This window comes from Prauserella shujinwangii (assembly GCF_003001955.1).
GTDB classification, from domain to species: Bacteria; Actinomycetota; Actinomycetes; order Mycobacteriales; family Pseudonocardiaceae; genus Qaidamihabitans; species Qaidamihabitans shujinwangii.
Window position 1 is genome coordinate 662,831 of the sequence record NZ_PVNH01000002.1, and the last position, 12,718, is coordinate 675,548.

At 71.6% G+C, this 12,718-nt stretch carries 9 protein-coding genes; 2 read left to right on the forward strand and 7 right to left on the reverse strand.

Features of this window, described 5'->3' with window-relative positions; all coding sequences use genetic code 11:
- Nucleotides 1–67 precede the first annotated feature (67 nt).
- Both B0I33_RS06565 and topA read right to left on the reverse strand, forming a co-directional pair.
- Nucleotides 68–601, reverse strand: coding sequence for a hypothetical protein (locus B0I33_RS06565; protein ID WP_106177611.1), 534 nt, complete (start codon nucleotides 599–601; stop codon nucleotides 68–70).
- 273 nt (nucleotides 602–874) lie between these two features.
- Entirely contained in the window at nucleotides 875–3,718 is a 2,844-nt protein-coding gene (gene topA, locus B0I33_RS06570) for a type I DNA topoisomerase (protein WP_106177702.1), read from the reverse strand.
- A 222-nt stretch (nucleotides 3,719–3,940) separates the two neighbouring features.
- Here topA and B0I33_RS06575 point away from each other — a divergent pair, with 222 nt between their 5' ends.
- A complete protein-coding gene (locus B0I33_RS06575; RefSeq protein ID WP_106177612.1) occupies nucleotides 3,941–4,774 on the forward strand; it encodes a trypsin-like serine peptidase in 834 nt (277 codons plus the stop codon).
- Here B0I33_RS06575 and B0I33_RS06580 read toward each other — a convergent pair.
- The 4 genes from B0I33_RS06580 to B0I33_RS06595 form a co-directional block, all read right to left on the reverse strand.
- The gene (locus B0I33_RS06580) at nucleotides 4,749–5,354 is read right to left on the reverse strand and encodes a hypothetical protein (RefSeq protein ID WP_106177703.1); all 606 of its coding nucleotides are present in this window, start codon (nucleotides 5,352–5,354) and stop codon (nucleotides 4,749–4,751) included. The two genes, B0I33_RS06575 and B0I33_RS06580, sit on opposite strands and share 26 nt — an antisense overlap.
- Before the next feature lie 64 nt (nucleotides 5,355–5,418).
- Nucleotides 5,419–6,057, reverse strand: a complete 639-nt coding sequence (locus tag B0I33_RS06585) for a hypothetical protein (protein ID WP_245900470.1) — start codon at nucleotides 6,055–6,057, stop codon at nucleotides 5,419–5,421.
- Between the two features lie 111 nt (nucleotides 6,058–6,168).
- Entirely contained in the window at nucleotides 6,169–6,828 is a 660-nt protein-coding gene (locus B0I33_RS06590) for a hypothetical protein (protein ID WP_106177614.1), read from the reverse strand.
- A 109-nt stretch (nucleotides 6,829–6,937) separates the two neighbouring features.
- Entirely contained in the window at nucleotides 6,938–9,217 is a 2,280-nt protein-coding gene (locus B0I33_RS06595; protein ID WP_106177615.1) for a sodium-translocating pyrophosphatase, read from the reverse strand.
- 245 nt (nucleotides 9,218–9,462) lie between these two features.
- On the opposite strand from B0I33_RS06595, the gene B0I33_RS06600 reads away from it, so the two are divergent.
- On the forward strand, nucleotides 9,463–11,874 hold the full coding sequence (locus B0I33_RS06600) for a DEAD/DEAH box helicase (protein WP_106177616.1): 2,412 nt from the start codon (nucleotides 9,463–9,465) through the stop codon (nucleotides 11,872–11,874).
- Here B0I33_RS06600 and B0I33_RS06605 read toward each other — a convergent pair.
- The gene (locus tag B0I33_RS06605) at nucleotides 11,838–12,470 is read right to left on the reverse strand and encodes a bifunctional DNA primase/polymerase (protein ID WP_106177617.1); all 633 of its coding nucleotides are present in this window, start codon (nucleotides 12,468–12,470) and stop codon (nucleotides 11,838–11,840) included. The two genes, B0I33_RS06600 and B0I33_RS06605, sit on opposite strands and share 37 nt — an antisense overlap.
- Nucleotides 12,471–12,718 lie beyond the last annotated feature (248 nt).

The window sequence follows — 12,718 nt, forward strand, 5'->3', positions numbered from 1 at the left end:
CGCCGGACCACCGTCGAAAACACGAACGGTGATCAATTCGGCACGTGCCGGAATCGGAAATGCGGTGCTACTGGAAAATCCCCGAAATGCTCTCGAACAGGCTCGAGAGGAATTGGATCGCGACGATCACGAACACCAGCAGCAGGACGAGCGCGACCGCGACCCCCGCCGATCCGTTGGAGGGCTTGCGCAGGAACGGCCTGGCCGGCTTCGCCTCCTGCTGAGCGGGCTTGCGCCGGCGCCGCAGCACCTGCGGCAGCAGCTGTCCCGGCGCCCGCCACGCGGGGTGGGGCGGTCCGGACTGCGGCGGCGCCGCGGGCACGGCGGACTGCCCCGGCTCGACCGGTCCCTCCGCCGCGTCGCCCGTGGAGCCACCGCCCTTCCCGGCCTTCTCCTCCTCGGCAAGGGCGGCGTTCACCATGTCGCGGACGACGTCGGGGTCCGGCTGGACGGGCTCGGCGATCTCGACGTCGAGGGCGTCGTCGCGGTCGGTTCCCGTGGTGGCGAAACCGGCCTCCGCCCGGCCGCTGCCCGCAAGCCCCGCGAGCGGATCGGTGTACGCCCGCGGCGGCTCGGGCGCCTGCGTACCGTCACCGTTCACGCGCGCCTCCTCCCAGCGATCACGACATTCCGGTCACCGGCCGTCACAGCACGGCACCGCGTTCACATCACAGGGTAGCGATCCACCGGCGCGCGGCATCCATCCAACGGGCAGACCTCTACTCACGCACCGTGACCACCCGGGCAACGCCCCGTGCCCCAAGGCCACCTTGGTAGCGGAGATCGAACGCAGCGGCGCGCCGCGCCTCCGCTTGGGTGCCGGCGGGAGACGGGCGGGCGCAACCAAGGTGGCCTTGGGGGACAACGGCCGGGTTCACTTGGACTTGGCGGTGGCCTTCTTGCGGATGGTGGACCTCTTCTTCGGAGCCGGTCCCTTCGCCCGCTTCTCGGCGAGCAGCTCGGCGGCGCGTTCGTCGGTGAGGTCCTCGACCGAGTCCGACTTGCGCAGCGAGGCGTTGTACTCGCCGTCCGTCACGTACGGGCCGAACCGGCCGTCCTTGACGATCATCGGCTTGCCCGAGGCCGGGTCGTTGCCGAGCTCCTTCAACGGCGGCTTGGCCGCGGCCTGGCGACCGCGCCGCTTCGGCTCGGCGTAGATCTTCAGCGCCTCCTCGAGCGTGATGTCGAAGATCTGCTCCTCGCTGGACAGCGACCGCGAGTCCGTGCCCTTCTTCAGGTAGGGCCCGTAGCGGCCGTTCTGCGCGGTGATCTCCTCGCCGCTGTCCGGGTCGGTGCCGACCACCCGCGGCAACGACAGCAGCTTCAGCGCGTCGTCCAGCGTGATGTCCTGGATCGACATCGACTTGAACAGCGACGCCGTACGCGGCTTCGGCTTCTTCGCCTTGCTGGACTTCTTGCCGCTCTCACCCTCCTCGGGCTCCGGCAGCACCTCGGTGACGTACGGCCCGAAGCGGCCCTCCTTGGCCACGATCTCGTGCCCGGTCACCGGGTCGGTGCCGAGCGAGCGGCCCTCCTGCGGCGTCGCGAACAGCTTCTCCGCGATCTCCACCGTCAGCTCGTCCGGCGGCAGGTCCTCGGGCAGGTTGGCCCGCTGCGATGCGCCGTCGACCTCGCGTTCCAGGTACGGCCCGTACCGGCCGACCCGCACGACCACCGGCCTGCCCTCGTGGTCCTCGAACAGCGGGATCGAGTTGATCTCGCGAGCGTCGATGTCCTCGACTCCCGAGCCGACGAGCTTCTTCAACCCGCCGAGCTGGCTGACCGAGCCGTCCCGGCCGGAGTCGCCGTTCTCGGCGCCGAAGTAGAACCGCGACAGCCAGCGGGTGCGCTGCTCGTCGCCCGCCGCGATCTTGTCGAGCTCGTCCTCCATCGCGGCGGTGAAGTCGTAGTCCACGAGCCGCTCGAAGTGCTGTTCGAGCAGGCCGACCACCGAGAACGCCACCCAGGACGGCACGAGCGCCGAGCCCTTCTTCCAGACGTACCCGCGATCCTGGATCGTGTTGATGATCGACGCGTACGTCGAGGGTCTGCCGATGCCGAGCTCCTCGAGCTTGCTGACCAGGCTCGGCTCGCTGTACCGCGCGGGCGGCGTGGTGGCGTGCCCGTCCGGGGTCAGCTCGGTCGCCGTCAGCGCCTGGTCCCGGGCCAGCCTCGGCAGCCTGCTCTGCTGGTCGTCGGCCTCGCCACCCTGCTCGCTGTCCACCGCCTCGACGTAGGCCTTGAGGAAGCCGGGGAACGTGATCGTCCGGCCGGACGCCGAGAACGTGCACTCCTCGCCGCTGGCCGCGACACCGGTGATCCGCACCGACATCGTGGTGCCCTTGGCGTCGGCCATCTGCGAGGCGATGGTGCGCTGCCAGATCAGCTCGTACAGCCGGAACTCGTCGGACTCCAGCTCGGCCGCGACCGCACCCGGGGTCCGGAACGACTCGCCCGCGGGCCGGATCGCCTCGTGTGCCTCCTGCGCGTTCTTCACCTTGCGGGTGTACTGCCTCGGCTTGTCCGCGACGTACTCGGCGCCGTACAGCTCCGTGGCCTGGCTGCGCGCCGCGTTGATCGCGGTGTCGGACAGCGTCGTGGAGTCCGTACGCATGTAGGTGATGTAGCCGTTCTCGTAGAGCCGCTGCGCGATGCGCATCGTGCGGTCGGACGAGAACCGCAGCTTGCGGCCCGCCTCCTGCTGCAGCGTGGAGGTCATAAACGGCGCGTAGGGCCGCCGGGTGTACGGCTTCTCCTCGACGCTGGAGACGCTGAGGTCGCGGTCCCGCAGCGCCTCGGCGAGCCGGGTCGCCTCGGCCTCGTCGAGGATGCGCACGTCCTGCGACTGTGGCCCGCTCGACTTGAGCTGCCCGGTGGAGTCGAAGTCACGGCCGGTGGCGAGCCTCCTGCCGTCGACGCCGACGAGCCGGGCCGGGAAGGTGCGCGGGCTCGTGGCGTCCGCACCGTCGGCATCGGCCTGCAACGTGGCCGCGATGTCCCAGTACGACGCCGACCGGAAGGCCATCCGCTCGCGCTCGCGCTGCACGACGATGCGGGTCGCGACGGACTGCACCCGGCCTGCCGAGAGTTTCGGCATGACCTTCTTCCACAGCACCGGCGAGACCTCGTAGCCGTAGAGGCGGTCGAGGATGCGGCGGGTCTCCTGCGCGTCGACCAGGTCCGGGTCGAGGTCGCGGGTGCTCTCCGCCGCCGCGCGGATGGCCTGCTCGGTCACCTCGTGAAAGACCATCCGGCGCACCGGGACCTTCGGCTTCAGCGCCTCCAGCAGGTGCCAGGCGATGGCCTCGCCCTCGCGGTCGGGGTCGGTGGCGAGGTAGAGCTCGTCGACGTCCTTGAGCAGGCTCTTCAGCTCGGTGACCGTGGACTTCTTGTCCGGGGAGACGACGTACAGCGGTTCGAAGTCGTTGTCGACGTCCACGCCGAGGCGCGCCCACGGCTGGCCCTTGTACTTGGCGGGGACGTCGGCGGCACCGCGCGGCAGGTCCCGGATGTGCCCCCGGGAGGACTCGACGACGTAGTCGCGGCCGAGGTACGGAGCGATCTTGCGGGCCTTGGTCGGCGACTCCACGATCACGAGCCGTCGCCGGCCGGCGCCGTTCGCGCCGTCCTTGCGACCGCGTGTCGTGCGGCCACCTCCCTCGGGGGCCGTCTTCTTCGTCCGTGTGGTTCCAGCCACGCTGTCCCGCTCTCCGCTCATGCTCACCTGTTCGACCCGCCAGTGTGCACTCTTGCGGGCGACGGCGTGCGCATAGGTGCCGAAACACGCCGTGAGGCGTCTGTCAAGCGCATCGCCGATGAGTTCGGTGACGTTTCCCTTCCACACCTAGCACGTGACACGGCTCTCGGATATTCCGGGGCGATACGTGTCCGTGTCGTTACGGTGTGTGCCACAGGTTCGCACAAGGAAAGGATCCTCCCGATGCTCCGCCGCTCGCTCGGTGCCGTGCTGGCCGCCTTGCTGACGACCGCCCTGCTCACGACGCCCCCGGCGGCGGCGACGACCACTGATCTGGCGGGCACCGTCGCGCTGTCCAACTGCTCCGGTTCCCTGGTCCGGCCCGCCGACGCCCCCGAGGACGCCCCCGCGCTCGTGTTGTCCAACGGCCACTGCCTCGCACGTGGATTCCCGCAGCCGGGCCAGGTAATCGTGGACGAGCCGGTGCGGCGCACCTTCACCCTGCTGGCCGCCGACGGCGCGGAGCTGACCAGGCTGACGTCCACCCGGCTGCTGTACGCGACCATGACCGGGACCGACATCGCCCTCTACCGGCTGGCGGACAGCTACGCGGACATCGAGCGGGCACACGGCGTGCGGGCACGGGTCCTCGCGGAGGCCGGGCCGGAGGCGGGCACGCGGATCGGCATCCCCTCCGGCTACTGGAAGCGCACCTACACCTGCTCGGTGGACGATACCGTGCACGAGCTGCGCGAGGCCGGCTACACCTGGCAGCACTCCATCCGGTACACCCCGGCCTGCGACACGATCGGCGGGACGTCCGGCTCCCCGATCGTCGACGTGGCGACCGGCCAGGTGGTCGGCGTCAACAACACCGGCAACACCGAGGGACAGCGGTGCACGCTGAACAACCCCTGCGAGGTCGCGGAGGATGGCGAGATCACCGTCCGCAAGGGCGCGAGCTACGGGCAGCAGACCTTCCGGCTGCCCGCGTGCCTCTCGGCCATGAGCGAGCTGGAACCGGACCTGCCGCGGTGCGACCTGCCCGGCGTCAGCAGGCGCGCGGTACCGGCGTGACCCGGGGCCAGGCCGGCTCCGCGCCGGGCGGTGGCGGCCCGATCAGCTCGGCGAACGTGGCCAGCCGTCTGCGGCCGGTGATCCGGATCGCGGGCGTGCCGCCGCGGGGACGGACCGTGGACGCGGCCAGCCCGACCATGCCGAGGGCCGCCATGAGCGGCTCGTGCGTGTCCGGGGCGGCCGGATCCAGCGGAAGCAGGTAGCCCCGCTCGGTCGGCTGCCCGCCGGACAGCGCCCACAGGCGCAGCATCGCGCCACCGAGCGTGAACCCCTCGGGCAGCACCTTGCGTTCGCCGCCCGACCACGCCCGTGCGAGCGGCAGCAGGTCCACCCGGAACGCGGTGCGCACGAGCGGCCTGGCGCCGTCCTGGGATTCCTCGGTCTCCAGCCTGGTCACCTGTGCCTCGGCACCGTGCCGCACACACTCCCTGGCGAGCGCGCCGGCCCGCCAGTCGTCGTCGACCACCGCGGACAGCCGTGCGGCGGTCCGGCCGAAGCTCGTCACCTGCCCGGGACCGCACAGCAGCCCGGCGAGGTCCGCCACGCGCGGGCGGCTCGCCTCCGCCGAGAAGAGCGACATCTGCTCCACGGCACAGAGGGTAGAACATCCGTTCGATTCCCGGCTACGGCCGCGGTGGCTCCGGTCAGTTCCCGGGAGCGGCGCCCGGATCGAACCGGGGCACGGCGGTGTCCTCGGTCAGCTGGCGGCACGCGGGCGCCCGCAGGCTCGCGGTCTTCAGGTCGGCCAGCGCGTCGAACCCCTCGAGCAGGTTGATCCGGCCGACCTCCTCCAGCGGTCCCTGCGCCGACCCGATGGCCGCGCGGCTGGCCTCCGTGGTCGTCGCCGAGTCCAGGCTGCGCTTCGCGGCCAGCGCACGGTCACGGATACCGGTGTAGGTACGGACGGCCTTGGCCCGCACCCCGTCCGCGCCGGGCACCGGAGCCGGACCGAGCCCGTCCAGCTGGCGCAGGGTGCTCTGCAGGCCTTCGATGAGCACGCCGAGCAGCTCGCTGGAGGTCCGGGAGGCGCGCTGGGGAGTGCTCGCGTCCACCGTCGGCATTCGCGACAGCGAGCTGACCAGCTGCGACACGGCGCCGCAGTAGCCGTCGGCCCACGAGGTCGCCGCCTGCTGACGCTGCGCCTCGCCTGCGGTGAGGCCGGGCCCCCGAGCGTCGGACTCCGGCGCCGTGCCGGGCGTGACTCTCGCCTGCTGACCGCACCCCGCCAGTACGAGCCCGAAGGCCGTCAACACGGCGGCGAGAACGGTCATCCGCGGCCGCACGCCCACACCTCCTGAGTCACCGAGGGAGAAGCCGCCTAGACGGTACCGTCCCGGTCCCTGGCCGCAAGTCGCCGTACGCGTTCCGCACTCGAACCGGTACGGGGAGTGACGTCATCCGGCGAGCTTCTGGCAGTTCGGCGCGCGCCGGGCGGCGGCGGCCAGCTTCGGGGAGCCCTCGAGCGCGCGCATCGGGTTCTCCAGCTTCCCCATGGCCGTCCCGATGCCCTGCAGGCTCCGCATGGCGCCGACGAGCGCCTGCTGGTTCCCCGGAGCCGCGGCGTCGATCTTCCGTTTGGTCTCGGCCGCCTGGCGGCGAGCGGGCCCGAGGGCGTCGGTGAGCGACTTGCTCGCCCGCTCGGCCGCGGGCAGCGGTGCGGGCGGCAGCTTCCGCATGCCGTCGAGCGACGATCCCAGGGCGCGTTCGAGACGGCCGAAGTAGTCGCTCAGCGCCTTCTTCGCGCTCGCGGCGTCGCCGGATCCCATGTCCGGAGGGGCGAGCTCGGCGATGCCCGCGAACTCACCGAGCGCACCGCAGAACTGGTCGGTCCAGGTCAGCACATCGGCCGCGACGTCGGCATCCCGCTCGCCGCTCGCGGCGGCGGTGGGCTCCGCAGATCCCGAAGCTCCCGAGGACACCGGCGGGGTGGTGGACCGGACCGACGACGCCGACACCTGGCCGGTCGGGTTCGCGCGCAGCGGATCGTCGTCGCCGGAACACCCGGCGAGCACGGACACGGTCGCGGCGGCGAGCAACACCACGCGCAGCCTCATCGGTGACTCCTCGCGGGGACGGGAACGTCGAGCCCGCACGCTACCTCGCCGCGGACACGGTCCGGGCCCGGAACACGCCGTTGTGCTCCGGGCCCGGTCGCCGGTGGCCCTACGCGCTCGTGGACTGTCCCGAGGGCACCTCCGTCAGCGCCGTGCTGCGCCGCTTGGAGATGACGATCGCCGCGACGACGATCAGTGCCGCCACCACCGCGATGGTGATCCGCACCGCCGGCGAGGCGTCGGGGCCCACGGTGAACTGCACGACCGCGGGGGCGATCAGCAGGGACACCAGGTTCATCACCTTGAGCAACGGGTTGATGGCCGGACCCGCGGTGTCCTTGAACGGGTCGCCGACGGTGTCGCCGATGACGGTCGCGGCGTGGGCGTCGGAGTTCTTGCCGCCGTGGTGACCGTCCTCGACCAGCTTCTTGGCGTTGTCCCACGCGCCACCGGAGTTGGCGAGGAAGACCGCCATGAGCGTGCCTACCGCGATCGCGCCGCCGAGGAAGCCGGCGAGCGCGCCGGTGCCGAGCCCGAAGCCGACCGCGATCGGCGCCATGACCGCGAGCAGGCCGGGAGTCGACAGCTCGCGCAGGGAGTCCCGCGTGACGATGTCGACGACCTTGCCGTACTCGGGCCGCGTGGTGCCCTCCATGATCCCCGGAATCTCCCGGAACTGGCGGCGCACCTCGTACACCACCGCGCCCGCGGCACGGGACACGGCGTTGATGGCCAGGCCGGAGAACAGGAACACGACCGAGGCGCCGATGATCACGCCGACCAGCGTGTTCGGCACGATGATGCTGTCGACGAAGGACTCCGGCGCCTCGCCGAGCGCGGTGCCGACATCACTGAGCGCGTTCCGGATCGCCTCCGAGTAGGAGCCGAACAGGGCGGTCGCGGCGAGCACCGCGGTGGAGATCGCGATGCCCTTCGTGATGGCCTTGGTGGTGTTGCCGACCGCGTCGAGCTCGGTGAGGATCTGCACGCCCTCACCCTCTTCGAGGTCACCCGACATCTCGGCGATGCCCTGCGCGTTGTCCGAGACCGGGCCGAACGTGTCCATCGCGACGATGACGCCGACCGTGGTGAGCAGGCCGGTACCGGCCAGCGCCACCGCGAACAGCGCGACCGCGCCGCCGAGCAGGTAGGCGCCGAACACGGCCGCGCCGATCACCAGCGCGGTGAACACGGCGGACTCGAAACCGACCGAGATGCCGGAGAGGATCACGGTCGCCGCGCCGGTCTCGGAGGTCTTGCCGACGTCCTTCACCGGGCCGTGCTCGGTGCCGGTGTAGTAGCCGGTGAGCCACAGGATCACCCCGGCGAGCACGATGCCGATGACGACGGAGACCGTGGCGATGAGCGCCGGGTTTCCGTCGGCTCCCGCGAACGAGTCGGGCAGGAACACGAACGCCGCGATGGTCGACAGCACCGCGGAGATGCCCGCGGAGATGTAGAAGGAGCGGTTGATCGTGGTCAGGCCGCTCTCCCCGGTGCGGGCCCGCGTGATGTAGATGCCGATGACGGCGGTGATGATGCCGATGGCGGGGATGATCAGCGGGAAGACGAGGCCGTCGCCCGCCGCGCCGAACGCGGCGCTGCCGAGGATGAGCGCGGCGACGAGCGTCACCGCGTAGGACTCGAACAGGTCCGCGGCCATCCCGGCGCAGTCGCCGACGTTGTCGCCGACGTTGTCGGCGATCGTGGCGGCGTTGCGGGGGTCGTCCTCGGGGATGTTCTGTTCGACCTTGCCGACGAGGTCGGCACCGACGTCGGCGGCCTTGGTGAAGATACCGCCACCGACACGCATGAACATCGCGATCAGGGCCGCGCCGAAGCCGAAGCCCTCCAGCACCTTGGGTGCCTGGCCCGCGTAGACGAGCACCACGACGGCGGCGCCGAACAGGCCGAGGCCCACCGTGATCATGCCGACGACGCCACCGGTACGGAACGCGATCCGCATCGCCTTCTCGCGACCGCCGGACTCCCGGGCGGCCGCCGCGACCCGCAGGTTCGCCCTCGTCGCCAGCCACATTCCGAGATAGCCGATGAAGAAGGAGAAGGCCGCACCGACGAGGAAGAAGACCGAGCGCCCGATGCGCTCGCCCCAGTTCTCCGCCGGGAGCGCGAACAGCAACAGGAACACCACGGCGCCGAAAATGGCGAGGGTTTTCCGTTGCCGGTTCAGATAGGCAGCCGCGCCTTCCTGCACCGCCTTGGCGATGTCCTGCATCTTCTGGGTGCCCTGACCCGCGGCCAGAACCTCCTTCAGCAGGACGTAGCCAATGGCGAGCGCAGCAAGGGCGATCACGGCGACCACGGCCACGATGCCGTAGTCACCTCCGGAGAGCTGCGGGGAGCCCTCCGCGAGGAATTGCCGGGACATTCGTCCTCCTGGAAACGTCGCCTGTTGTCAGCGGCGGTGCGGGCTGACCACTGTGCCGACGCTGACATGGGATCTACACCACTACGGGTGTGGTTTCGCGGAGTCTATTGGTAAAGCCGCAGGCACCGGCAAGGCGTCCCCTTCCGGGCACGGAACGTGGGCGTGTGAGTCCGCTCACTGGAACGATCCGAAGTGGGCGCGGCCACGCCCCGGCGGCGTCGGACGGGTGTGCGAAGCTCGAAACCGTGAACGGCGGCAGCGAGCTCGAGCGGGCGGGGCGCCTGCTGCGGCGCGTGACGGCGGGCATCCCCGAGCACCGCAACCCGGTCACGCACGTCGCCGAGCTGCCCGCGCGGCGGGCGCGGTACGCCGACTGGCCGGACTGGGCGCCTGCCGGGCTGGTCGACGCGTTCCGCGCGGGCGGCACCGAGCGACCGTGGACCCACCAGGCGGAGGCGGCGGGCCACGCGTGGGAGGGGCGGCACGTCGTGCTCGCCACCGGAACCGCGTCCGGGAAGTCGCTGGCGTACCAGTTGCCCGCCCTCTCGGCGCTGCTGACGGACGACAAGGCGACGGCGCTCTACCTCTCGCCGACCAAGGCGCTCGGCGCCGACCAGCTCCGCGCGGTGTCCGCTTTGGACCTCCCCGGGGTACGAGCGGCGACGTATGACGGGGACACGCCAAGAGACGAGCGCGACTGGGTGCGCAAGCACGGCAGGTGGGTGTTCACCAATCCCGACATGCTGCACAGCGGCATCCTCGCCGCGCACGGGCGCTGGGCCAGGTTCTTCCGGCGCCTGTCCTATGTGGTCGTGGACGAGTGCCACAGCTACCGGGGCGTGTTCGGCTCCCACGTCGCGCTGCTGCTGCGCAGGCTGCGCCGGGTGGCGAGGCACTACGGGGCGGACCCGGTGTTCGTGCTGGCCTCGGCCACCACGGCCGAGCCCGCCGAGTTCGCTGGGCGCCTCGCCGGGGTGGACTGCGTGCCCGTCGTCGAGGACGGCTCCCCGCGCGGCGCACGGACGGTGGCGCTGTGGGAACCGCCGCTGCTGGACGAGTTCACCGGCGAGAACGGGGCGCCGGTGCGGCGCTCGGCGGGCGCCGAGACGGCGCGGATTCTGGCCGAGCTGGTCATCGAGGGTGCCCGCACGCTGGCGTTCGTGCGCTCGCGGCGCGGTGCCGAGCTCACCGCGCTCGGGGCGAAGCGGATCCTGGCCGATGTCGACCGGCAGCTCGAGAAGGCCGTGGCGGCGTACCGGGCCGGTTTCCTGCCCGAGGAGCGGCGGGCACTGGAGCAGGCGCTGATGGCCGGGGAGCTGCTCGGCGTCGCCACCACGAACGCGCTGGAGCTCGGGGTCGACATCTCCGGGCTCGACGCGGTGGTGCTCGCCGGTTATCCGGGGACGCTGGCGTCGTTCTGGCAGCAGGCCGGGCGGGCGGGCCGTTCGGGCGACGAGGCGCTCGTGGTGTTCGTCGCCAGGGACGACCCACTGGACACGTACCTGGTGCACAACCCGGCCGCGGTGCTGGAACGTCCGGTGGAGGCCACGGTTCTCGATCCGGGCAACCCGTACGTGCTGGGGCCGCAGCTGGCCTGCGCGGCGGCGGAGCTGCCGCTCACCTCGGGCGAGCTGGAGACGTTCGGCGGCCCCGCCGCGCGGGAGGTGCTGGACGACCTGGTGGCCGACGGCGTGCTGCGGCGCAGGCCGAGCGGCTGGTACTGGACATCGCGGGACCGGCCGCAGCACCAGGTGAGCATCCGCGGCTCGGGCGGGGAGCAGATCGCCGTCGTGGAGGCGGAGACCTCGCGCCTGCTCGGCACCGTCGACCCCGGTTCGGCATGCGGCACGGTGCACCCGGGCGCGCTGTATCTGCACCAGGGCTCGTCGTACGTCGTGGACGAGCTCGACCTGGCGAACGGGCTCGCCCTGGTGCACGCCGAGGACCCGGAGTGGAGCACCTCCGCCCGCGAGGTGGTGGACATCGCGGTGCTGGAAACCGCGTGCACCCGGCGCTACGGCGGCGTGACGGTGAACCTGGGCGACGTGGCCGTGACGTCACAGGTCGTCGGCTACCTGCGCAGGCTGCCCTCCGGTGAGGTGCTCGACCAGGTGCCGCTCGACCTGCCCGAGCAGGTGCTGCGCACCCGCGCGGTCTGGTACACGGTCAGTGAGGAGCTGCTGCGCGGGGGAAGCGAGCGAAATGGCAGGGCGCCGGGGGGCGCCGGGCTCGACCCGGCGCTCGTCCCCGGCGCCCTGCATGCCGCCGAACACGCGGCGATCGGCCTGCTACCGCTGTTCGCTACGTGCGACCGCTGGGACATCGGCGGGGTCTCCACCGCTGTGCACGCGGACACCGGGGAGGCGACGGTGTTCGTGCACGATGGCCATCCCGGAGGTGCGGGATTCGCCGACCGCGGCTTTGCCGCTGTTGTCCCGTGGCTGGCCGCTACGCGGGAGGCGATCGTCTCCTGCGAGTGCCCGGCGGGATGCCCGTCCTGCGTCCAGTCGCCCAAGTGCGGGAATGGCAACGAACCGCTGGACAAGGCGGGGGCGGTGGCCGTGTTGGACATCGTGCTCGGGGCGGTGAAACACGGTGCTTCCCACGGCCACGTGGTGGATCAGGCTGCCGAGGGCCGGGCGGCGAGCACCGGCTGAGCCGGCGCGTCGTCCGACGACTCCCCGGAGAGCGCGCGCACGAGCACCTCGTGCACCGTCGCCGCCGCGGGCAGTCGCCAACCCCAGACCTCCGGCTTGACCCGCCAGTGCACGACGCCGTGCTCGAACGGCGTCGGCGGCAGCGGGATCCAGCTGCCCTCGGTGTGCCAGTCGACGCCCTCGGCGTCGGCGAGCACCCCGGGCAGGGTCTCGGATGTGGTGGTGAGGAACAGCCAGCGACCGTTCGGCATGGCCACGATCGGGGCAGGCTGCCCGCTCGTCCTGAGCAGCCGCGCCGCACGCCGGCCGAGCGTGTCGTCGACCTCCACGGCGTCGACGATCGTGCCGGTGGCGACCAGGAGGCTGTAGGGGCGGCCGGTCCACCATGCCGCGACCTGCTGCGGGTGGGCACCGACGCGCTCGCGCCAGTCGTCGTGCACCGGAACCGGCCTGGTCCAGCTAGCACCGGACGCGGCGGCCGCCGGGTAGGTACCCGGCAGCACCGGCCAGCCACGCCAGGCAAGGCCGATCGCCTCGGCGCGCAGCTCGATGCGGAACGCGCCGCGCCAGCTCTCCGGCAACTCCGTCTCCAACATGACTATCTCGAGCCTCCTCAGAAACCTTCACCGACTCGTTCGCGGTGTCACACTTCACTCAACGGCAATTTGCACACTGCTGGAAATGGCCGGTCGACAACCGGCTGTTGCCGGACGACGAGTGCGCATCCACACAACGGTCCCGCCGAACGCCGAGCTGCCGATCGGCGGAGCGACCGGCGGTCCGCCCGGCGCCCGGCGGTCGGGACCCGGAGCGTTTTCCGGCGCCGGGCGACGTGGCGACCAGG

Bases quoted from the DNA above. Each gene is read 5' to 3' on its own strand.
- B0I33_RS06575 (WP_106177612.1), top strand. From the start codon at position 3,941: ATGCTCCGCCGCTCGCTCGGTGCCGTGCTGGCCGCCTTGCTGACGACC.
- topA (WP_106177702.1), bottom strand. From the start codon at position 3,718: ATGAGCGGAGAGCGGGACAGCGTGGCTGGAACCACACGGACGAAGAAG.
- B0I33_RS06580 (WP_106177703.1), bottom strand. From the start codon at position 5,354: ATGTCGCTCTTCTCGGCGGAGGCGAGCCGCCCGCGCGTGGCGGACCTC.
- B0I33_RS06590 (WP_106177614.1), bottom strand. From the start codon at position 6,828: ATGAGGCTGCGCGTGGTGTTGCTCGCCGCCGCGACCGTGTCCGTGCTC.
- B0I33_RS06605 (WP_106177617.1), bottom strand. From the start codon at position 12,470: ATGTTGGAGACGGAGTTGCCGGAGAGCTGGCGCGGCGCGTTCCGCATC.
- B0I33_RS06595 (WP_106177615.1), bottom strand. From the start codon at position 9,217: ATGTCCCGGCAATTCCTCGCGGAGGGCTCCCCGCAGCTCTCCGGAGGT.